This window comes from Klebsiella sp. 141153, from assembly GCF_032601995.1.
GTDB classification, from domain to species: domain Bacteria; phylum Pseudomonadota; class Gammaproteobacteria; order Enterobacterales; family Enterobacteriaceae; genus Klebsiella; species Klebsiella aerogenes.
In genome coordinates this window covers 30,331-51,713 of sequence record NZ_JAQIRJ010000007.1, presented here as the reverse complement: position 1 = coordinate 51,713, position 21,383 = coordinate 30,331, and the positions used below count along the sequence as shown (strand labels likewise).

14 protein-coding genes, 1 tRNA gene and 1 pseudogene are annotated in these 21,383 nt (G+C 51.5%); 6 read left to right on the top strand and 10 right to left on the bottom strand.

What is annotated here, in order from left to right; genetic code table 11:
- Nucleotides 1-5 precede the first annotated feature (5 nt).
- The 6 genes from PGS10_RS15065 to PGS10_RS15040 form a co-directional block, all read right to left on the bottom strand.
- On the bottom strand, nucleotides 6-830 hold the full coding sequence (locus PGS10_RS15065) for a phosphodiesterase (RefSeq protein ID WP_316423197.1): 825 nt from the start codon (nucleotides 828-830) through the stop codon (nucleotides 6-8).
- 10 nt (nucleotides 831-840) lie between these two features.
- Nucleotides 841-1,728 carry a carbohydrate ABC transporter permease gene (locus tag PGS10_RS15060; protein ID WP_047037316.1) on the bottom strand — a complete coding sequence of 296 codons (888 nt, stop codon included), beginning with the start codon at nucleotides 1,726-1,728 and terminating at the stop codon, nucleotides 841-843.
- Nucleotides 1,718-2,590: a carbohydrate ABC transporter permease gene (locus PGS10_RS15055; RefSeq protein WP_015368525.1), complete on the bottom strand. Its 873-nt coding sequence runs from the start codon at nucleotides 2,588-2,590 to the stop codon at nucleotides 1,718-1,720. The genes PGS10_RS15060 and PGS10_RS15055 overlap by 11 nt, the downstream gene beginning before the upstream one ends.
- A 142-nt stretch (nucleotides 2,591-2,732) precedes the next feature.
- On the bottom strand, nucleotides 2,733-3,752 hold the full coding sequence (gene ahr, locus PGS10_RS15050) for an NADPH-dependent aldehyde reductase Ahr (protein WP_032709732.1): 1,020 nt from the start codon (nucleotides 3,750-3,752) through the stop codon (nucleotides 2,733-2,735).
- Between the two features lie 113 nt (nucleotides 3,753-3,865).
- On the bottom strand, nucleotides 3,866-5,335 hold the full coding sequence (locus PGS10_RS15045) for a SulP family inorganic anion transporter (protein WP_316423196.1): 1,470 nt from the start codon (nucleotides 5,333-5,335) through the stop codon (nucleotides 3,866-3,868).
- Nucleotides 5,332-5,976 (bottom strand): carbonic anhydrase, encoded by a 645-nt coding sequence (locus tag PGS10_RS15040; protein WP_316423195.1) that lies wholly within the window; start codon nucleotides 5,974-5,976, stop codon nucleotides 5,332-5,334. Before PGS10_RS15040 ends, PGS10_RS15045 begins: the two co-directional genes overlap by 4 nt.
- A gap of 573 nt (nucleotides 5,977-6,549) precedes the next feature.
- On the opposite strand from PGS10_RS15040, the gene PGS10_RS15035 reads away from it, so the two are divergent.
- Together PGS10_RS15035 and PGS10_RS15030 are read left to right on the top strand one after the other, a co-directional pair.
- Nucleotides 6,550-6,634 (top strand) — tRNA-Leu (locus PGS10_RS15035).
- A gap of 222 nt (nucleotides 6,635-6,856) precedes the next feature.
- A pseudogene (locus PGS10_RS15030) lies at nucleotides 6,857-7,923 on the top strand (tyrosine-type recombinase/integrase); the annotation flags it as partial.
- Between the two features lie 409 nt (nucleotides 7,924-8,332).
- On the opposite strand, the gene PGS10_RS15025 reads toward PGS10_RS15030, so the two are convergent.
- Nucleotides 8,333-9,226, bottom strand: coding sequence for a WYL domain-containing protein (locus PGS10_RS15025; RefSeq protein WP_047046169.1), 894 nt, complete (start codon nucleotides 9,224-9,226; stop codon nucleotides 8,333-8,335).
- A gap of 175 nt (nucleotides 9,227-9,401) precedes the next feature.
- Here PGS10_RS15025 and PGS10_RS15020 point away from each other — a divergent pair, with 175 nt between their 5' ends.
- From PGS10_RS15020 to PGS10_RS15005, 4 genes are read left to right on the top strand one after another with little or no spacing between them, the layout of a single operon-like run.
- The gene (locus PGS10_RS15020; protein WP_047046167.1) at nucleotides 9,402-10,868 is read left to right on the top strand and encodes a hypothetical protein; all 1,467 of its coding nucleotides are present in this window, start codon (nucleotides 9,402-9,404) and stop codon (nucleotides 10,866-10,868) included.
- Between the two features lie 2 nt (nucleotides 10,869-10,870).
- The gene (locus PGS10_RS15015) at nucleotides 10,871-11,767 is read left to right on the top strand and encodes a hypothetical protein (protein ID WP_047046164.1); all 897 of its coding nucleotides are present in this window, start codon (nucleotides 10,871-10,873) and stop codon (nucleotides 11,765-11,767) included.
- A 2-nt stretch (nucleotides 11,768-11,769) separates the two neighbouring features.
- On the top strand, nucleotides 11,770-16,206 hold the full coding sequence (locus PGS10_RS15010; protein WP_047046162.1) for a hypothetical protein: 4,437 nt from the start codon (nucleotides 11,770-11,772) through the stop codon (nucleotides 16,204-16,206).
- Nucleotides 16,207-16,230: 24 nt separating this feature from the next.
- Nucleotides 16,231-17,274: a Wadjet anti-phage system protein JetD domain-containing protein gene (locus tag PGS10_RS15005; RefSeq protein ID WP_047046159.1), complete on the top strand. Its 1,044-nt coding sequence runs from the start codon at nucleotides 16,231-16,233 to the stop codon at nucleotides 17,272-17,274.
- A gap of 432 nt (nucleotides 17,275-17,706) precedes the next feature.
- On the opposite strand, the gene PGS10_RS14995 is transcribed toward PGS10_RS15005, so the two are convergent.
- The 3 genes from PGS10_RS14995 to PGS10_RS14985 are packed head-to-tail and all read right to left on the bottom strand — an operon-like array spanning nucleotide 17,707 to nucleotide 21,372.
- The gene (locus PGS10_RS14995; protein ID WP_047046156.1) at nucleotides 17,707-18,012 is read right to left on the bottom strand and encodes a hypothetical protein; all 306 of its coding nucleotides are present in this window, start codon (nucleotides 18,010-18,012) and stop codon (nucleotides 17,707-17,709) included.
- Between the two features lie 58 nt (nucleotides 18,013-18,070).
- Nucleotides 18,071-19,393, bottom strand: a complete 1,323-nt coding sequence (locus PGS10_RS14990; RefSeq protein ID WP_047046152.1) for an McrC family protein — start codon at nucleotides 19,391-19,393, stop codon at nucleotides 18,071-18,073.
- A complete protein-coding gene (locus tag PGS10_RS14985; RefSeq protein WP_316423194.1) occupies nucleotides 19,390-21,372 on the bottom strand; it encodes an AAA family ATPase in 1,983 nt (660 codons plus the stop codon). Before PGS10_RS14985 ends, PGS10_RS14990 begins: the two co-directional genes overlap by 4 nt.
- Between the last annotated feature and the right edge of the window lie 11 nt (nucleotides 21,373-21,383).

The following is a 21,383-nucleotide window of genomic DNA, read 5'->3' as shown; positions in this document are numbered from 1 at the left end:
GGCGGTTAGCGCTCTTCCGTTGGACAACTGATGTTTTCGTCGTACAGCCACGGCCCGGCGTAGTGGGCCAGCGAGTGCTGGTAGCTTACCCACTGCTCGCCGACCTGGCGGTGCATCAGGCACGAAGCCGGCGAGAGATCGTAATACGGGCGAGTGTCTTCGTGGCAGTAAGGCACCTGATGGACAGTGCCGGGGAGGGTGGAGATCAGCGTCTGGCGATACTGGGTCATGGTCAGGCTATGGTTATGTCCGCAAAAGATGCGCGTCAGCGACGGGAAACGCTCCACCAACGCCAGCAGACGGTGGCCGTTTTCACAGGCAATCGGGTCCATCTGCGCATTGCCCAGCGGCAGCGGCGGGTGGTGCATAAACACCGTTGCCGGTTTGTCGCCGCCCTCGAACAGCTGCTCCTCCAGCCAGCTGATGGTCTCGTCGGTCAGCCAGCCTTTTGAAGTGCCGGCGCGGCTGGAGTCGATGAACAGCAGGCGGGTAGCGAAGTCGTCAACCGCATAGCGCATATTATTGGCATCGCTGCCGAGCTGCGGGCACAGCGGCTGCAGGTACTCCAGAAACAGCGCTTTATCATCGTGGTTGCCGGGGATCGGATACAGCGGATAATTCAGGCTGCCGAGGATCTGGCGGGCGACCTGATACTCCTCCGGGCGGCCGCAGTTGACGATATCGCCGCTCACCACCACCGCATCCGGGCGTTCGCGCAGCGCGTTAAGTTGAGAAACCACATCAGCATTGGCGGCATTGACGTCGATAAAACCGTACAGCTTTTCGCCGCGGCTGCGGAAATGGGTATCGGAAATGTGCGCTAACAGCATGAATAACTCCTTATTTGATCCCGGAGAAGCCGAAGCTTCGCAGGAACTGTTTCTGGAAAAGGATGAACGCCAGCATCAGCGGCAGGCAGACCATCAGCGTCCCGGCGCCGATGGTGCCCCATTGGCCGCCGGATTCAGCGCCCATGGCGAAAGAGACCAGCCCGACGGTCAGCACCTGCTTATCGGGATCGTTGAGCATCATCAGTGGCCACAGGTACTCGTTCCAGTGGTAGGTAATGCTGACGGTGGCGAAGGCCAGCACCGACGGCCAGGAGATCGGCAGCAGTACGCGGAATAGCACCTGCCACCAGCGGCAGCCCTCCATCAACGCTGCCTCTTCCAGCTCTTTCGGGATGGCGAGGAACGCCTGGCGCATCAGAAACACGCCGAACGCCGAGGTAAAGTAAGGCATCATCACGCCGGTCAGAGTGTTGAGCAGGCCGAAGGTTTTCAGAGTCAGCATGTTCGGCACCATCATCACCACCGGCATGATCATCAGCTGGACGAGGAACAGCAGAAACAGCGTTTTCTTGCCGCGAAATTCGTGGCAGGCGAAGACATAGCCGGCGGTGGTGATGGTGAGTAGCTGCACGAAGAAAGTGCCGAAGGTAAAGATAAGGGTGTTGGCGTACAGGCTCAGCCAGTCGGCGCTGTCCCAGGCGTCGCGGAAGTTATCGAGAGTCAGCGGCAGACGGGGCAGCAATGAGGCCATATCTTCGCCGAAGGTGGTGGCGCTGAACGAGGTCGCCAGCATCCAGATAAACGGGCTCACCCATAGCAGCGCCAGGCAGCACATGATTACCGTCAGGGTAAAGGGCTGTGAGCGTCGCAGGCGCAACCACAGCGGACGCGCAGCGGCGGGCGAGCGGACCATCAGCGGTGAGATTTCAGCGCTCATAGTGGGCTCCTTTTTCCAGCAATTTCAGGTTAATCAGCGAGAAGGCAAACAGCCCGGCCAGCGTCAGGAAGGTGGCGGCGGAGGCTTTGCCGAGGTCGTGGGTATCCCAGGCGAGATTCTGGATGTAATAGAGCAGCACTGTCGTGGCGTTATCCGGCCCGCCGCGCGTCATCACCGCGACGTGATCAATTTGGGTAATGGAGTAAATCAGCGCGGTGGTGATAACAAAGCTCAGCGTCGGGCGCAGCAGCGGCAGCGTGACCTTAAAAAACACCTGGGTGCGGCTGGCCCCTTCCATCAGCGCCGCTTCCCGCGTCGAGGCCGGAATGCTCTGCAGCCCGGCGAGGAAAAACAGCATGTAGTAGCCAGCGAATTTCCACACGCCAATCAGCGCCAGCGCCAGCAGCGCGCTGTTGCTGCGCCCCAGCCAGTTGTTGTTCTGAGGGCCAAATAGCTTCGCCAGATAGTGATCGAGCAGGCCGAGGCCGGGCATAAAAATAAACAGCCACAGCGCGGCGGCGCTGACCATCGGGATAATCATCGGGAAGAAAAAGGCGGTGCGCAGCCAGCGGTTGACGCGGTGATTCTCGCTCAGCGCCACCGCCAGCAGCAGAGCGAGCGTCACGCCGGGTACCACCGTCAGCAGGATATAGAGCAGATTATTGACCAGCGATTGCCAGAAAACGCCGTCGGCAAACAGGCGGGCGAAGTTATCCAGTCCGACGTACTGCGCGCCGTCGCTGGCCATGCGGGTATCAAACAGGCTGTCATAGACCGAACGGCCAAGCGGAAACCAGGTAAACAGCAGTAAAAACAACAGGGAAGGCGACAGTATCAGCCAGGGGAGCCAGCGCTTATTCATGGTGACGGGCGTCTCGTTCAGGCGTTTATGGAAGCCCGGATTGTGGGAAGCGATGACTACAGGGGAATGGCGGGGAGATGACGGTTTGATGAAGCAAGAAGAAAAGCGCCGGGCGCATGGGACGCCCGGCGGTAAATACCAATCAGAAGTCGGCTTTTAGTACCGCGCGATAGCGGGCTTTACCTTCGCGCACGTGTTTCAGCGCTTCGTTAATTTGCGACATCGGGAACAGTTCGGTGGTTGGCGCCACTTTGCTACGCCCGGCGAATTTCATCAGCTTACGCAGTTCGGACGGATTACCGGTCGCCGAGCCGGAGATGCTGCGGTCGCCGCCGATAAGGGTAAAGGCCGGTACCGGGAACGGCTTCATCACCGCGCCGACGGTGTGGAAGTTGCCGCCGTAGGCCAGCGCCTGGAAGTACGGCTGCCAGTCAAGGTCCACCGCCACGGTGTTGATGATCAGATCGAACTGACCGGCCAGCGCGGTTAACGCCTGCGGATCGCGGCTGTTCACCACGCGGTCGGCACCCATTGCCAGCACTTCCTGCTCTTTCGCCGGGTTGGAACTGAAAGCGGTCACTTCCGCCCCCATCGCCCGCAGCAGTTTAATCGCGATATGGCCGAGACCGCCGATACCAATCACGCCGACGCGGCTGGTGGCGGTCACGTGGTGGGTCAGCAGCGGTTTGAAGACGGTGATGCCGCCGCACAGCATCGGGCCGGCGGAAGCCAGATCGATGCTCTCCGGCAGCGGGATCACCCATTGCCAGTCGGCGCGCAGCTTATCGGCGAAGCCGCCGCGGTTCATGATGGTCGGTACCGAGCCTTCCAGGCAGTTGATCTGATTACCGCTGATACAGGCGTCGCAGTGGCCGCAGCTGCGAGCCGTCCAGCCGATACCGACCTTCTGACCAATCTTCAGCCCTTTATCCTGCGCCGCGCTACCCAGCGCCGCCACCCGGCCAATAACCTCGTGACCGGCGACCAGCGGGTAGCTCGACATGCCCCATTCGTTATCGATCATCGACAGGTCCGAATGACAAATCCCGCAGTACTCCACTTCGACTTCAACATCTTCCGGCAACAGTTCGCCGGCATCGTACTCCCATAGCGACAGATCGGCGCCCGCTTCTTTGGCGGCGTAACTTTTAATGATGCTCATGTTTGTTTCCTTGGGGTTGGCGTAGTAACGAAGAAAGTGTAGAGCATGGCAACAGGCGTCGCTTGGCATTAGGAGGGGTGGATAAGCGGGCGGACCAGCCGCCCGGGAGACGGTCAGCGGCTGGCAAGCGGCCACTGATTGAGGCGGATACCGCGCTGCGGCGCGCTCTCGGCAAAATCATCCAGCACCGCCTGCACATCCGGGTCAAGGTAGCCGACGTTATCGTGCTCGACGATCACCACGCTCTTTTCCGGAATTTTCGCCAGCAGCGCCAGCAGATGCGGATTGTGTAAAAAGGTCAGGTTCTGCTGGATGCGCAGCACGTAGTGGTCGTCGTAGCGCGCCAGCTGCAGCGAATGGCGATGGCTACGCCAGATGCTGAACGCCACCTGGGTGGCGAGGCCAATGCCGATCCCCGCCAGCATGCCGAAGCCGATAATTCCGCCAATGGTGGCAAGGAAGGGGACGTACTGTGCGGCGCCCTGGCGGAACTGTTCAATGAACAGCCGCGGCGTCGCCAGCTTATAGCCGGTATACAGCAGCACGGCAGCGAGGCTGGCGAGCGGGATTAACGTCAGCAGGCCGCTAAACCACAGTCCGCAGATCAGTAGCAGTACGCCGTGGATAAAGATCGACAGTTTGCTCTGTGCGCCGTTGCTGACGTTGACCGAGCTGCGGACGATGACCGCGGTGATCGGCATCGCCCCGAGTACGCCGGAGAGCAGGTTGCCGACGCCCTGGGCGACCATTTCGCGGTTCGGCGAAGGCGGCGGATTTTGCGGACGCAGTTTTTTCAGCGCCTCCTGGCTGAGCAGGGTTTCGAGGCCGGCGACCAGCGCGAGGGTCAGTGCCACCACCCACACCGACGGATTACGCCACGCGCTCCACGCAGGAGACTCCAGCTCGCCCAGCAGATCGCCGAGGCTACCGAACTCCGGCAGGGTAATGCGCGGCAGGGAGGCAAGCTGCTGTGGCGCGGCCTGGGTCATTAATACGGTGGTGGCACAACCGAGCAGGACAGCGATCAGCGGGCCGGGGATCCAGCGCAGGCTCGTCACCCGGCGGATAAGCGGCGAACCCCACAGCCATAGCACCAGCAGGCCGCCCAGGGCGACGGCGATAGCGCTGAGGGAGAAGGTGGCGTTACCCTGTACGATATCGGCGAGCCCGGTCTCTTCTGCGCTGCCAAGCGCGACGGGGATCTGCTGCATAATCAGCAGGATGCCGATCGCCGCAAGCATACCTTTGATGACGCTGGCGGGAACCAGCGAAATAAAGCGCCCGGCCCGCAGAATGCCGAACAGCAGCTGCAGCACGCCGGCCAGCACCAGCGCCATCAGGAAGATGGAGAAGGAACCCAGGGATTCGATGGCGGCGACGACGATGGTGACCAGTCCGGCGGCGGGGCCGCTGACGGCGAAGCGGGAAGGACTGAGGGCGGTGACGACCAGGCCGCCGATGATACCGGTCAGCAGACCGACAAAGGGCGGTAAGCCGCTGGCCTGGGCGATGCCGAGGCACAGCGGCAGGGCGACAAGGAAGACGACAATGCCTGCGAGAGAGTCCTGACGAAGAGTATTCATGGGGCATGCTCCTGAGGTGAGAGATGTTCGACGAGAGTGGTCAGATGGCCGGATGCCAGATCGTAGACGCAGCCGTGCAGGCTGAGCGGCCGTCCGCTGGCGAGCAGCGTCTGTACGGGGTCACAGTCAAGCAGGCGGCTGAACTGGGCGCGAACGTTGGCCTCCACCAGGGCGTTGAGCGCTTCGGCCGCGTCGGTGTCAGTGTCAGTGTCAGTGAGCGTCAGAGCAGCGATATCACCTTGCAGGGTATCGCGCAGCGAGCCGATGCGGCGGGCCAGCGCCGAGGACTCGTGGGCCAGCGGCATCTCCGGCAACGACAGCGCCGCCTGCACGCCGCCGCAGCCGTAGTGGCCGCAGAGCACCACCCGTTCGACCTCGAGATAGTGGAGGGCATATTGCAGTACGCTCATAAAGTTGTCGTCGGCAGGGTCAATCATGTTAGCGATATTACGGTGGACGAAGAGTTCGCCGGGATGGCTGCCGGTGAGCACTTCGGCGGGAACGCGGCTATCGGAGCAGCCAATCCACAGCGAATGCGGCCGCTGCCCGGCTACCAGTTTTTCAAAATATTCCGGGTCATGCTGGCACTTCTGCAGCGCCCAGCTGCGGTTACGCGCCAGTAAAGGTTTTAAGGTAGTCACAGTCTTTCTCCTGAGTAAATTCACCGAGTGAAGATGTCCATCGAGACTCGTACAGCGACTAGTAAAAATAGTATTTACCGGAACTTTCACGCCTGAGGAAAATCCTGGAATAAAGAGCGAAAACAAAACTTTTCATTAATGTAAAGTTATAAAAATATTGACGTAATTAATAAATTCTTAAGGATTGCGGTAATAAGAAAAAGCGATGGAGTAGTTTTTTATGGAATATATAAATTAATTACTTTAATTATTCTGGAATCTTATATTGAGTGTTTGAGGAAGCGTAAATGCTTATGGTTGGCGGCGATAAAACGTTGGCGCGATGAGGGGGTAATGTGAGATGGATTTGAGAAAAGTTGGGGCGGAATTGGTGATGTGTCGGTCGTAGGGGCAGGGAAGCGAAGGCCAGGGAGCCGGTTTGCTGCGCATTGATGACTGAAAAATGTGACGCCGCACCGCTCGTTTGTGGGATTGCGCTGTTTTTTTCAACACTTAGCACGACTGATGCACGCTGTCGCTTGCATGGCGGCTATCGACAGGTATAATCCAAAACGTTTTCCGTATCCCTTCAGTGCCGAAGTGGCGAAATCGGTAGACGCAGTTGATTCAAAATCAACCGTAGAAATACGTGCCGGTTCGAGTCCGGCCTTCGGCACCAAGTGATGCAATAATTAGCTGCCTAAGGGTGGCTTTTTTTGTGTCCATTTCCGTCCGAATTCGTCCATATCCGTCTGTAATTCAAAGATAATTTATTTTTCAGTAATAACCATTTTTATTTTGTGGTCTTTCCATGTTGGTCATTTTTCATCCATTGACATCCACACGATTTGGGGGCCAAATTGGGGGCTTAGACGTAGTTCGATAATAGTGAGGCCCCCAAATGGCATTAACAGATCGCGCTATAGTCCACGCCAAGCCTTGTGGCAAGCCGTATAAGCTCAGTGACTCGCATGGACTTTACCTGCTGGTTAACCCTAACGGTTCAAAACGCTGGTACATCAAGTACCGCTTTGTAAACAAAGAGAAAAAGCTCGCTTTAGGCCCTTATCCGCTTTTGACGCTTGCACAGGCAAGACGCATGCGTGAAGAGGCCCAATTACTGCTGATTTCCGGCATCGATCCGAGCGCACACCGAAAGGCTGAACGCCTTGCTATAACGCCGGAACACACGTTTGAGTCTGTGGCTCGCGAATGGGTCACCAGTAACGTGAACTGGTCGGCGGAACATAAGAAGCGGGTGCTGCGTTATTTCGAGCTTTACGTCTTTCCCACGAACGGCAGTTTCGACATCACCAAAATGAAGGTCAAAGATCTGCTGGTGCCCATCAAGGAGGTGGAGAAAGCGGGCAAACTGGATGTTGCTTCCCGGCTTCAGCAGCGCACTGCCTGCGTGATGCGCTATGCCGTCCAGAACGGCATTATCGATCATAATCCTGCATCAGATTTAACCGGTGCGGTCTCCACGCCCAAAGTACGTCACCACCCGGCGTTGGATCTGAATCTTATTCCTGATTTCCTGGAAAGAATCGACGATTACAAAGGCCGTCAACTGACTCAACTGGCGGTAAAGCTGGCGCTGCTGCTGTTTATCCGCTCCAGCGAACTGCGCTTTGCCCGCTGGGATGAAATTGACCTGCGTAACGCCATGTGGACAATCCCCTCCGAGCGTGAGCCGATCCCCGGCGTTAAATATTCAGTGCGTGGGGCGAAGATGCACTCCCCACACCTGGTCCCATTGTCACGTCAGGCCATCGAACTGGTGGAGTCAGGCCTGTGGGCAGCGACGCGGTAGAGCGCCAGATGAGCCATCAGGAGCGTAAGCGCGCGCGGGCGGCGTATATCCACAAGGCGCAGCATCTCGAAGAACGTCGGGAGATGATGCAGTCGTGGGCGGATTATCTGGATGCAAACCGGTTCAGGCATGTTGTGCCGTATGGCTTCAAAAAGTCGCCAGGAGGCGCACTCGATCATATGAGTTTCCAGGAGCGCAATGACCGGCAACTGGAGGAGCTGAAAGCCAGAATACTCGCTGACTCGGATTGGCTGACAGCGTCTGAATTATCGGCAAAAGCGGGTTTCCGTTCTGCCGATCCTGAGGCAGGCCCGAAAAACTGGAAAGCCGCCGGGATACTTACAGTTTAACCCCGGGTAGTAGTTGAAACAGTAAAAAAACGTCCCTGTTTCAGGGCTAATTAACCGCTAAATTCTGGCCATAGAGGAGATTTGGGGGATTTAACTGAATTAGAAATTAATAAATCATTATTTATAGGTGGAAGGCGTTTTATATTCCTGCATCATATCTCTGATACAGGAACAGTTACCGTAAATGGCTATAAATTATTAGTAAACAGAATGTCTATCTTTCACCTGCATGGCGGTACTTATGAATAGGCTCACCTGTTTGGGCGTGCACAGCTAGAACAGGGTAGACAAAGGGGCCGTGGCTGCTGGCGTCAGTAGCTTGTGCATATTCATCATCTGTTTTCGGCAGATTGTTTTCAGGGCATAAATAAAAAATCATTGGTGCACGAATGCTGAATTCAGATGGTTCAAGTATGTAATCCCGCTTAATTACCTCTTGTTGCGCTTTGTTTAGTGTTGGATTGGCGATAAAACGCACGGGGATTACGACCTCCCACGCGGAATCTTTGCGCGGAGGGGGGGGGGCAGGAATAATCAGTTCCGGTAAGTCCAGAAATCGCGCCAAAACAAAGTCCTTAAACGCCGAACTACCCCAGTCATAGGCTCGCACATGCTGGCGCCCGTTAACAGTGATAATTACCGTTGGGCTTAGTGTACGGGATATGCCTTCCGGGTTTTCCATTGACGCATAAGTCACTTTTACTTGTCCCTTCTGTTCGATTGCTGACAAAAAAATTGCCAGCGTGCGGCTATGTACTGCGCGATGGATGAGCGGAATTTCCTGCGCGTGGGCCGCTTGTGGCGGTTGAAATTCTACCGTCGCACGCCAGACCAGATCGTTGTCTCCAAGCAAAACAGGCGAAAACGTCATACTGGGGAAATACCCTTTTCGGCCGGCTCCCTTCTCAATAGCGTTGCCTGGAGCGACCTCCATATAGGTTCTTACATCAGTACGAGCTTGTTGCGCCGAGACGCCAAACTCTTCAGCAATCATGCGCGAAGTGACTTTTCGTTCCCACAGTAGCTGGCGCTCAATATAGCGCAAGCGCAACCATTGTGCGTGGCTGAGGGGGGATTTGTGTTTATCAAGAAACATTGAGTAGTACATATCAGTTTTATTCTTATTTGCAGGTTAATCAATTGCGGTTTGATATACGGACTAAGTATAGAAGGCGAATGTCATCAAAACAAATAACATTGTTACTAAAGAAAATTAAGCAAAGTTTCTTTGCTTAATTGGGCGGGGAGTACTATAGTGACTTCCGTCTCGGAGGGAGAATGTTATGTCACTAGGGTTTTTGGAGCAGGCTCGTAATGAATCTATGGCACGCCGCGAGCTGACGATTCAATCTCACGCGTTGCTTGTAGTGCGGACGCTGGATTCAATATACAGCGCCCTACAGCGCAATCCGTTTGATGGCTTCAAGCTTGATGCACTGGCGGCAATTATGTATCTCTTTGACGCCATGCTTTATTATGCTGACCGCGAGCGCCAGCCAGGTATGACGCGTAAAGAAGCGGAGCTATGTCTGGTTGGGCACCTCAATGAAGCCTATCCAGGGCAAGACGCGTCCGACTACGCGCAAGTTGCCAGCAAGATTTTTGCGGCGATCAAAGACCCTTTCCGTCTCAGTTATTACGACTTCTCGCAACGAACGCATTCCGAAGAGCAGATAGTCCGTCTGGTACGCTATGATCAGCTATCCGGCTCAGATGATATTCTCTGGTCGCTGACTGATGAAGGAATGCTTTTCTATACCCTCCGTTTGGATGAAACGCCGATAGAACGAGCTGCGATTCTGGCCTGGCGCACGCTTAAAACCATCCGTCGCGGTGAGATCGACAAGGCAGTACACCAGATCCAATCAACGCAGCGGCAACTGGAGCAATATCTCATTGGGATGCGGATGAAAGTACGCGCTGCCCAGTCTGGTGATTTGAGCGCATCTTATGCACACGATATCCGTCCCGTACTCAATGATTCCTTTGATAAAACCCGAGAGGTTTTGGAACATATCCAGAACTCAATGTCGGCCATTACCGAAATGCTGGTTGAAGGAAGTTCGAAATTAAATCCCGACAAATTAAATAAGCTACGTAAGGCACAAGAGATTTTTGCTGAGGTCTGCGCTTTTACGCAGCGCTATCAAGACTGCTTACTTGATGTTAACAAAGATTTTGAGCGTGCTCGTCTGAAACTCATTATTCCCAGAGATAATACCCTTTTCCGGGAAACGCTGGAAAAAGGTGTACTCAAGCCCTTACTGTCTCATTCCCCTGACACTGTCGAAAAGGAAATCGATGGCCTCACCGCACGCCTGTTGGCTCCCCGAAGACAGGATGATGATCGGCACATTCTGTTTGACCCTGAAGCGCTGCTGAACCTCTATCTCGATAGATTTGAACAGGCGCTTCCACATGAGATACGGGACCCCACCGAGCAGCCTGTAGCTATTGAAACCAACCTGCGAAATATCCCTGAATCCGTCATTAAAAAATGCAGCGATTGGGTTAGTGACCGATTGAAGAATTGGGGGCATGTGAGCTTTAGAGATGTTTTCGACGCCTATGAGTGCGAAGAATTATCCGAACAAGAACAACAGGTTTGTTTACTTCATATTGGCAGCCTGGCAGCTAACAGCGATCCCGCAATAGAAGTAGAGATAGACGACGCTATAGAAACAACGCTCTGGCGGGCTGACAATATCAAACTGTTAACGGTCGCTCCCTTACACCCCTTTGAGGAGTAGTTATGTACGACAACACGCATCACCAAGCTAAACGCTACGCCGAGATTGCCACGCAGGTAATTATGAATTCACTGGGATATAAAATGGGGGACGAGCTGATTCAACGTGCGCTTGATCTGCAAGGTGATGCCCTGTTCGCAGAGATTATCCGTGGCGTCGCGACAGGTATGAAATTGCGGTATCTCGGGATTCATGAGACCTACGGGGTATTACTGGCTGCAGATGGACGAGGTCCGTTTTCCCCATCTTTGGGTTGGCTGAACAAACGCTTGCTACCTGAAACAATGGCTGAGCAACAGGGTAAGGAACGGAAAGAACAGCGCCTGTTTGCAGGCTTAACACTGATTGCGTTGTTGGCTGATTTGTTTCCAACTCCAGACACCGTTCGTGTCGAGTTCGGTCAGAGTAACGCCATTAATGCCGCCTCGGTGGTAGCCAGGCTCAATAATGTTGCCGACCAGGTGATTGCCCAGCGCAAGGCCGAGGGTGACGATACCGTAGATGGCCTACTTATTACGGCCAGGTTTGTGCAGGAAGAACGTATTCCCCGTATTCACGACGAAAAGGTAGGGCGTGTCTCGAGTATTCGCTCGCAAACTGAAATGGCAACGCGCTGGATACAACTGCTGCAGGAGGAAGGCTTTCTGGCCGAAGACAGCAGTCTGTCGGGAGAGTCCGACTGGTATCCGACCCAAAAACTCAAACATTATCTGCGCCATACTGGCATTGAAGAGACGGTGCGTTTTGTCATGAGTATCAGCCCACCCGTAGAAGAACGGTCGTCCGTTTTAGCTGAAAGCGATATTGCAGCATTAGCTGATACCCTGGGGTTTCCTTCGCTCAATGAACGTCCAGTTACAACTGGAACCACAGAAACGCAACGCTTGACGGAGATTTAAGCATGTGGCTGATTAAACGGGTTTATATGGATGGCGCTGGCCATGAAGAAGCTTTCTACAAGGACCTCACACTTGACTATATTGGCCTGTCTCAAGCGGTCGGTAGCCCTGTTGTTGAAGGCCTGCGCTCGCCCGTCAGAAATGCGAAGGTGGTGACTAGTACTTATCAGCAGCTTGTAAATGGGGGCGGTAAGTCAACCTACATCGCGCTGCTGTTATCGATTTTTGAGCCGTCCGTTAGTGACTTCACCCAATATCTGGCAAATCATCGCCAGAGTGAATACCACTACCGCAATTACTTCTATAAAGAACTCTCTGTTGTTTTGGTTGAGATGGTCAATGAATCAGGACAAACGTTATTACTGGGACATGCTCATCAGCGTAATGGAGATGATGTTGACCGCACACTGTTTATTTGTGATGCGCCCGACTCCCTGATGGGCGCGCCGTTTGATGAAGTCCCTTCTTATTCCCGCGCGGAACGCAATTCTGAGCTGCGCCCCTATGCCAATAGCCTGCGCAGTTTTGATAGCTGGCTTAATCTCAAGGCCGATAGTGAAGGCGGCATGCATTGGCGTAAAACCACCAGACAGAACGAGTGGCGCGCATTTTTACTGGAACAACAAATTAACGTTGATCTTATTAAAACAATGGTGACCTTCAACTCCGAAGAAGGTGGCCTGACCCGTTTTATCGAATACAAAACTGAACATGATTTCCTTGGCGCGTTTTTCGCCTGCACCATGTCTAAAGATGCGGCTGAGCGGCTGCGGGAACTGGTAGCGCATGAAGTTGAACGTCAGGGAGAGTTAGAGGGGATCCGTCGTAACGAGTCCTTCCTGAAGGATGTACTGGCTAACTGGCTGGCGTTTCTTGATCCGGCTAAACAGCTGGAAAGCATCCAGGCGCAGCAGCAACTGCTGGATGATGGCTTCCGGGAAGCAATGCGCGATCTCGCAGCCTTTGTCGGGGATGTTCAGGTTGAACAGACGCAGCTTGAAGATAACATGGAGAGTTTGCAAACGCATATTTTCCAGACGATGTCTCTGCGTGAGCAGTTAGGTAAGCGCAGAGCACTGCTTGAATATGATCTTGCGCAGCATCAGTTCGACAAACAAAAAGCGATAGTCGATGCGCTTCAAGACGAAGCCGATATCAATCAGCGCCAGATTGAGATTACTCACGCTGCTATAGACTACAAAGCCTATGCTAAGGCCCTGAATGAGTATCGTCAGGCAGATGAAGATCTGAAGGTATTCCGAAGTGAAACGGAAAGGCCGCTACAGGTTATTTTCGAGCGTACTGCAGGCGAAGCCTTAGGCACATTAGAGTGGGCAATCGACAGACATCGCCAGCAGGAGGCTACGCTTGAGGAAGAATTAGGGCAGATGGATAGGGAAAGTAATACCCTTAAACAATCATACGACGAACTACAAAAGATGCTGGGTGGCCTGGAGGCGGATCGTGAGAGATATAAAAGAGACAAACAGCAGGGCGAATCGCAACGGGGCCAACTATGTGAAGCTGGGTTGATCCAGAAGGATGAAACACCAGTAGCAGCCCAATACCGACTGGAATTAACCTTACGCGATGCACAGCAGAGTGAAGAGCTGGCTAATACAATTCTTCATCAGAAAGAGCAGGCGTTGGAAGCACAGCTGAATGTTGTGCGGGAGGCATCAATTGAGAAAAGTGAGGCCCAGCAAAAACTCATTCTGGCTGAACAAAAACACCAGTCAGCTGTGGATAGTGCTTTAGTTTTAGCAAAAACCTATCAAAAACTGCCAACGTCAATGCAACATGATCTAGATATTGAAGACACGAGTTGGCACAGCGAGCTGTGTGGATTGCAGCTCGACAAGGTATTGAATGCGAACTCTCACACGCTGAATGGAATGAAAGAGCGTTTACTGCAAGCCCGGCACGAACTGGACGAGTTAAGGATGACGGGACATGAACTGGTCGCAAAGCAGGTCAATGAGGCACTTGAAGCGTTTTATGCGGCGGGTATTGCACGGGATAAGCTCTGGACATTTCCACACTATTTGGCCTCTGTTTACAACGATGATGCACAAAAGATTGCAGCGGTGATCGATCAAAACCCTGGCCGCTACCTGAGCCTGGTCGCACTCGACAATGTAACGTTTGAACAGGTCCATAAAATTAGTGAGATCTTGCCCTGGAAGAAGGCACCTATTGCTATTTACCTACTGGATGAAGCACAAGATCTCCGCCGAGAAACGTCTGAATTAGTACAGGTCGTCCTCTCAAACCACGATAAGCACGGATATAGCCAGGCCGCTTACGAAGCCCGGCTGCAAGACCTGGAGAATATCGTAGCGTCGCAGGAAGTCAGTGTGAAGGCGGCGAAGAGCGCATTCAAAGTACTGGAATCTTTCAGGAATGAATGGCGTCTACATTATGAACAGTATGGTAAGCATTGGGCGGGACTGCTTGACCAACGGGAGCAGGCTCTCTTAATACTGGAAAATGCTGATGCAGTACTTAAGCAAGCTGAGCATGATGAGCAAACACTGCGTGACGAGAAGACAGATGCCCAGCTGAGGTTAAACAACGCCCAACAGCAGAAAATTCGGGCAGAAAAAGCACATGATAAACTGAGTCTTTTTGTAGAAACAGAATGGGCGAAGCGTGAAACGGCGATAATGAAACTGGAGCAGTTAGCTGCACAGATTCAACGAAGCAAGGACACTATTTGCACCCAGAAAGAGAGACTGGAAAGGCTGAACGAAATCGAGAAGAACAAGCTCTCCGAGAAAACCCTTTTAAATATCCAAATGGGCAACTGGAGTAATCTGTGTAACGAGCCGTTCTATTCAGAGATTACGGCGACTGAAGGTATGGCCGGACGAAGCCCCGAAGATGCCCATGAGATGGCAGCTCAGGCGCACAAAAAATTGCTCGAAGCAGCCAACGGTGATCAAGTGACCGCTCTCAAGCAACAACTGAAAGATGCTGAACAGGCACAACGTTCTGCCTCTGAGCGTTTGACTGCTCAACCCACCTACAATACATATCCGGACGAGGTAAAAGCGGCGGCCATCAATGAGCTAACGGTCATTAATAACCGCATCGTACGCCTGAAGGAACAGCAAAAGCAATTCACGCAAAATCTAATTAATTCTCAGGTAACTCTGAAAAAATTTTCTCAAAGCTGTGAGGAGGCTAGTAAAGCAATTGACGAGGATTTTGTCTGGGAAGAGAAGCCCATTGAGATAGAGACAATCCAAACGTCTCTGGCTGAAATCGTCAACAGCCTCCATGAAATTGAATACAAGCTAAAACTTCAACTGGAGCAAAAGAAGCTGCAGTTGCAAAAGATGGAAAATGTGAAAGAACGGCTACAGAACGCCAAAACAGCTCAAGCGATGATCCAGCACATTACGTCGAGCTCTGCCGCGGGTTTACCTGGCAGGATCCTGAACATTACAGAATATGCTCAGGATCTGGCGACACAATGCCAAATGTATGCCGGTCTAAATGAAACACTAAAACAGCAAAATATACGCGTCTCTACGGTCTGGGGAAAATTCCGCAAACGGATCGAAGAAGAGTTGGCCAAGGATCCAAACGCCCGAGCCAGTCAGGAATACTTACGGCAGTTGGACTCAATCGCAACTTATCATGAAGTGCTGGGCGATTTGGACAGGGTCGGTACAGGGATCACGCAGGTATTCGAAGCTGTGCAGGATAGCCTGGAACAATTCCAGCGTTCGATTGATCTGACTGTCACCCATCTGACTGCTCATCTGGAGGGGGCTATTAAACTTCTCAAGCGCGCGATGTCGGTCAAAATTCCTGAGGATTGCCCCGTACTGCCTGGCCGGCCCATTATCAAAATGACCGACCGGCTGAATGATGTTGCCGCTGATCTCAGGGGTTTTGCCAGCAGCCGCTTGCAGCAGTGGATAGCCAAGGGACAGATACCCCGAGCGCCCAATCGGGACGCCTTGACAGCTGATTTGGTTCAGTCGGTATTTGGCGAAGGGGAGCTGGAGGTGCGTTTGCTGAAGACGAATGCCAGCCGTCCACAATGGACTCCTGTCACCCGACTTGAAGGTTCGGGTGGACAGCGCCTTACGTCTGCCTTTTTACTGTTTGTGACGGTTGGTAAAGTACGAGAGTACGATACGGGTATTTCAAGTGCAGGATTCTTGTTAGCCGATAACCCTCTGGGTAAATCGAATGCCGATGATCTAATGCGAATTCAAACCCAAATGGCCAAAGCCTATAAAATCCAGCTCATCTACCTGACTGGTATTTCGGATGAAAACGCCCAATCAATGTTTGATAACCATCTCTTCCTGAATAAAGTTCAAAAACTGAGGCGGCGCGATTTGGTCACCGTTGATAAAGAACGCCATGCCCTGTGGGCAGCTTCTCTGGCTGCTAAGCCACAGTTCGATCCCGTCATTTAAGGCTGATATGAGATGAGTAGCGTAATGATCTGGCTATCCCGACTGGAGTCGACAGCCAATAAACATCGTCTTGCCGCTGGTAAGGCCGCCCGTACAGTGAAAGCTAATGCGGTGCTGGATGAGGTATTACGCGCACACAATCAAGAGGCCTTGAGCCAGGAGGCGCCTGATTTGCTGAGCCAGGCTGTTACTCTATTGCTTGAGAGGGACTGGCGGGCTCAGCCTAAGCACAAAGCGAGTTGGCAGCGCTACTGGCGGGGTATGAGCCTGCCAAGTGCTTTTGTTTACGAAGGTGCCATCGTTCCTACGAAGACAACATCAGAAATAGCCTGGCATCCTTGGTTGGCCCGACGTATTACAGGACAACTGACCCAGCCAATCAAGGCACGCTTACAACAGCTGAATACATATCTTTTTCGCCAAACCGAGGGCGACAAGTCACTATTCCCGGGCTTGCTTGGGCATCGTGAGCGGTCTCTGCTTATATTTGGTGACGAAAAAGCGCTGGACTCCTTGCCACCTGATGGCTGGAAGCATGTCGCTCTGACTTTGGCTGATATGGGCGCGGTTCGATGTGCACCGCCTTTACCTTATGAGTCATCATGTTGCCATGATCTTCCGGCTATCATTGTTGAAAACTCCGATGTGTATTATCGACTATGTCAACTTAATCGAGTTCAGACTCGCTGGTCACTGGTCATTTACGGCGCAGGTAACAAAGTGTCCGGCCAGGCGGAGTGCGTGTCACAACTCCTTGAGGTCGAACAGGTAAAACAGCTACTTTATTTTGGCGATCTGGATGTAGCGGGCTTAAAAATCGCCCATCAGTTGCAGTGTAAGCTGCTTAGTGATTACGGTATCAGCTTGCATTTGGATGAATGGCTTTATAATGAACTGATCTTAAATGGTCTAATGACGCCAGAAGGGAACGCCAACAACGAACGGTTTGATTTTGAATTGCAGTGTAGGTGGATGCCACAGTTTGTTTTACGAGAAATGAAGACTCTTCTGGCGATCCATCGGCGTCTACCCCAAGAAGGCGTGGCTTCTTTAGGTTTAGTCATATAGTTCGAATCCTAACGTGTTTGATTGGTGAAAATGGTATGCCCGTATTTGCCTACTACTTCGCTAATGATTTTTTCGAGATCCGCGGTAAAGCATCCATGGATTATGTTATTGAGTCATATACTCACTTCAACGCGCTGATTGATATGGTGAACTGAACTTCGTCATATCGATTTCATACCATATTACAAACTCGTATAGTTAAATCGCATAAATATCAACGAGTTAATTCTTTTTGTTGCGCCGTATTGATGGGGGAAACTCCGCAAGTCAATCAATAACATATTATTATGGTTATTACGCTGTTGCGCGTAGAAATATGATGCGGTGGTATGCGATTTAAATCGGTGAGTTGGGGAAGGTAGAAAGTATGGGTCAGTGATGGAGGGAACGTTTGGGTGGGTTTTACAAATGACCACCCAGCGGTAAAGATGACTATTTATTATCATTATTCAGTGAGTTTTTTATAGTGATATATTTCATTGCAGCCAATAAGTAGGAGGCTTTGAATGTCACATCCTGATAGTCTTTAGCAGCCAAGCTTTCATTTTCTTCAAACCGCTCAACAAATGCTGCGACTTCTTTGGGGCCAATACGGCTGGTATTATCTTTTCCATTTCGAACAAATAGTTTTTGTTCTTCAACATAGAGAGTAAAAGGTACATTCCTTGACTCGGTGAAAAGCTCAACTGGTTGGGAAAAAGACTCCAACATCAAATGGTAAAAATCTTTATAAATCATGATTGCTGCTCCCTTGCTGTTTTAACGCTCAATAAACACATGGTTATTTGTTTAGCTGCTATGAGACTGTTACAGCCTTTTCACAGGGAAAACAGGGGAAAGAACCTTGCCAATCACCTTTCACTAATCTACCCGATTCAAGATCAAAGGGCACACACCATAAAGATAAATGTTCATCGAAACGAAACACCGGTAGCGGTACATCAAAGTACAGGTGATGTGGATAAATAAGCATCATATTTCCTTTCCCATGAATATACTTTTGTCCATAGGCGAACATCTGATACAGATCCGACTGGCTGATTTCATACTTCCTCAGACTGTCATCGGCTCTGCTATCTAATAGTTTCCATTTAGCATCAAGAACCAACGTCTGCCCGCCGGTTATAATAAAATCTGGCTTAAGCATGAACCATCGTTGAGATGACTTTTCACCAACAGGAACATGCTCTAACAAGTGCTGGCTCCTGGTCTGTCTTATGAGCTGATAATCGTGATGTAACGCACCAGCCAGGCCGTAGCCAACCCATCCCTCATATAACTTCTCCATAGGGAACAGCAGGGAAATACCCTGATGTGACCCATGTTGAAAATCTGGATTCATCTGTTCAAGAATGAGCTGGCACCACGGCTTTATAGCGCGATAGCCGAGGAGATATTTGCCGTCACTCCATTGCCTCATTGGTTGCGTTGTGCTGCCACAAATTGGGGCTATGTCATCCAGTTGATGGCTTAAAGAATTTGCCTGCCTCCAGTTTTGCCCTTGCCTGGTCATTTTAAGCGCCCAATCCAAAGCTGTCCGTAGCAGACGGTTCTCGATGCGCTGAGGGGAGAACTCGGCATAACGCACATGAAAATGAGTGCCTCTGCCCGGAGGCATTCTCATTTGCGCAGTGACATTCAGTTGACCACGGATAAACGCGCTATGTTCGTCCTCGATGAGGTGATAATCGAAACGCAGTCCTTTACGCACTAAATCAGCAAGATGCCGCAAGAACTCACTTATTATCCATTCATGTAGAGGCTGGTCACTATATTGCAATGCCGCCTGGTTCGCCTCACGGGGCGTAATACTTAAAGAAACGCTTAGCATTCGGCGCAAAAGCTGACGTAGAGGGACTACCTCAGTTGGCGCTTCAAATGTGGTTTTTGGCAGAATTTCAATTGACTCGCCATTCGGGGATTGTAGATAACCGACATAGCTTCCCAAACGCAAAAACCGCTTCCCTTCTCGGCTGAGAATGTGAGAAGTTCCACTCCACGTTTGTTGTAATTGCTCAAGCCAGGAAAACGTTGCCTCAGAGACAATCCCCAAATCCATACTGGCTGGTTGAGATTTATCACAGGTAAGCAGGGCATATTCCCGGACCTGGATCATCATGCGACAATACCCTGATAAGCTTCTGCCGACGCGAAAGCTTGTTCATTGATACGAAAACGCCTATCAGACAAACTATCAGCAATATCTTTCGGGAATAGTGCAGAAAAAGATGGCAGTTGTGCTGACTGTTGCAACAGGATAAAACGATATTCTTTCGCTTTCACCGAATCATTAAGCACCCATCCAATGCGTTCATAATCATCAAAGAAATACTCTCTCAGTAATGGAATGATTTTGTTCTGAAAGATGCTGGCAAGACAGGTTTCGCGGTCGGCGGAATTTTCTAATCTCATTAGCGGCATAAAGTAAGCATGGCCAATCATATGCTCACTATCTAGCAGCGCTTCGATACGCTGATTAATACGCGTTAGCAACAGTGCGGCATCAACGCCAAACGCAGTGACCCCGGCGAGCAACTCCGGTTGTGCAGGCATTTCGGTAAAGCTAAAGCGGCGTCTTAACGCCAGATCCATTTGAACTAACGACTTATCAGCCGTATTCATAGTGCCAATCACATAGACATTCCTGGGCACGGAAAACAGCTGTTTAGAATACGGTAACACTAAGGTACGGGCATCTTCGGCACCCGATCGTTTATCGGGTTCCAACAGAGTAATTAATTCACCGAAGATGCGGGCAATATTACCACGATTTATTTCATCGATGATGAGTACGTGCGGCAATGCTTGATTGTCAGTTGTTTCAACCGGAGCAAGTAGTTGTGACAGTTTTTCCCGATCAATTGAGGTGTCCCTCAACTCATACAGTGTCATCTGTGAAAGTGCTTTTAAAAACAGCTGTTCTTTCGGTAAGCTCGGCGAGTAGGTTCGTAGCCAGTTGACCTTACGCATTTGATGATAGCCTACGCGTTCATCATTGGGCAGATATTGATAATCGCCAGCGATCTCGGCAATGGCCCTAAATTTATGATTACCGTCGGAAATAATAACTAAATCACCATTTTTCATGATGTTTTTAAACATATTAACCGCAGTCAGCATGTATTCGCTTCGCTCAACCAGGCTATCACTCGCTCCATCTATGCGCAATCGGACATCAGCCGCTGTCGTGCAGCCACTAAAATCAAGATTATCTCCCCAACCTAATAGAATATAATTATTCGCAAGGCATTCATCGAAAATATAATCTTCACCGTCAAGCGTATTTCCAAGAGACATTTTCCAAATCCGTCTCCCATTCAAGGACAATGACTGGGTTGAACTACCGCGCGTTTTAACTTCAGCATTCAGGCACAGCTGTTTAAAAATACCATCGACCACTTCGTAGCGAAGCGTGCCCGATTTTTCATCAGTAGTCGCGCGGATCCCTTCGATAAAGTCTTCATAGGAGAAGCTCTGGTGGAAGGTGGTAAACATAATGCGCTGCTTTTCTACCAACGCCCTATAGCGTTCTTTTACCAATTCCCGTAAGTCATTACCATGATGTTCCCGTGTAGCCTGTTGGTACCAGGTATCATCGGCAATTTTGACCGCCATTTCAGTGGTACTGTAGGTTTTACCCGTGCCGGGTGGCCCGAAGAGAATCTGGTTTAAGGGATACATGAACGATTGCTCCTTGTTTTCGTTGTCTCTTTTTAGTCCCGGTTGGGGAGTTATAGATGGTTGGCCTCCCAGCAAAGCTACCAGCGCCTGTAACGCTTCAATTGATTCAACATCTGCCGCAAAACCATATTGGGACGTACCATTATCTTTCGGGTAACGGCGGTAGCTGGTGCTTTTTACTTTTTCCCAAAGGCAGTGGATACCCGCAATGCGATCAATTTCCGCTTTTAAGGTAAGGGTTTCTGGTGCAAGAACCAATGGGCTCTCGTTAACTACGCCGTCCCGACCGCGTTTGACATACAGATACTTTCCATTCCCGAGCGGATGTTCAGAAGCATAGCTTGGCTCGAAGTTTCCAGCCTCAAGCCGGTAACCCAATTCATTCAATGCCTGGTATATCTCGAAAGAATTCAGCATTCCTACACCAC

Excerpts from the sequence above, each read along its gene's own strand:
- PGS10_RS15055 (WP_015368525.1), bottom strand. The coding sequence starts at position 2,590 with ATGAATAAGCGCTGGCTCCCCTGGCTGATACTGTCGCCTTCCCTGTTG.
- PGS10_RS14985 (WP_316423194.1), bottom strand. The coding sequence starts at position 21,372 with ATGCTGAATTCTTTCGAGATATACCAGGCATTGAATGAATTGGGTTAC.
- PGS10_RS15060 (WP_047037316.1), bottom strand. The coding sequence starts at position 1,728 with ATGAGCGCTGAAATCTCACCGCTGATGGTCCGCTCGCCCGCCGCTGCG.
- PGS10_RS15010 (WP_047046162.1), top strand. The coding sequence starts at position 11,770 with ATGTGGCTGATTAAACGGGTTTATATGGATGGCGCTGGCCATGAAGAA.
- PGS10_RS14995 (WP_047046156.1), bottom strand. The coding sequence starts at position 18,012 with ATGATTTATAAAGATTTTTACCATTTGATGTTGGAGTCTTTTTCCCAA.
- PGS10_RS15025 (WP_047046169.1), bottom strand. The coding sequence starts at position 9,226 with ATGTACTACTCAATGTTTCTTGATAAACACAAATCCCCCCTCAGCCAC.
- PGS10_RS15015 (WP_047046164.1), top strand. The coding sequence starts at position 10,871 with ATGTACGACAACACGCATCACCAAGCTAAACGCTACGCCGAGATTGCC.
- PGS10_RS15005 (WP_047046159.1), top strand. The coding sequence starts at position 16,231 with ATGATCTGGCTATCCCGACTGGAGTCGACAGCCAATAAACATCGTCTT.
- PGS10_RS15065 (WP_316423197.1), bottom strand. The coding sequence starts at position 830 with ATGCTGTTAGCGCACATTTCCGATACCCATTTCCGCAGCCGCGGCGAA.
- PGS10_RS15020 (WP_047046167.1), top strand. The coding sequence starts at position 9,402 with ATGTCACTAGGGTTTTTGGAGCAGGCTCGTAATGAATCTATGGCACGC.
- PGS10_RS14990 (WP_047046152.1), bottom strand. The coding sequence starts at position 19,393 with ATGATGATCCAGGTCCGGGAATATGCCCTGCTTACCTGTGATAAATCT.
- PGS10_RS15045 (WP_316423196.1), bottom strand. The coding sequence starts at position 5,335 with ATGAATACTCTTCGTCAGGACTCTCTCGCAGGCATTGTCGTCTTCCTT.
- ahr (WP_032709732.1), bottom strand. The coding sequence starts at position 3,752 with ATGAGCATCATTAAAAGTTACGCCGCCAAAGAAGCGGGCGCCGATCTG.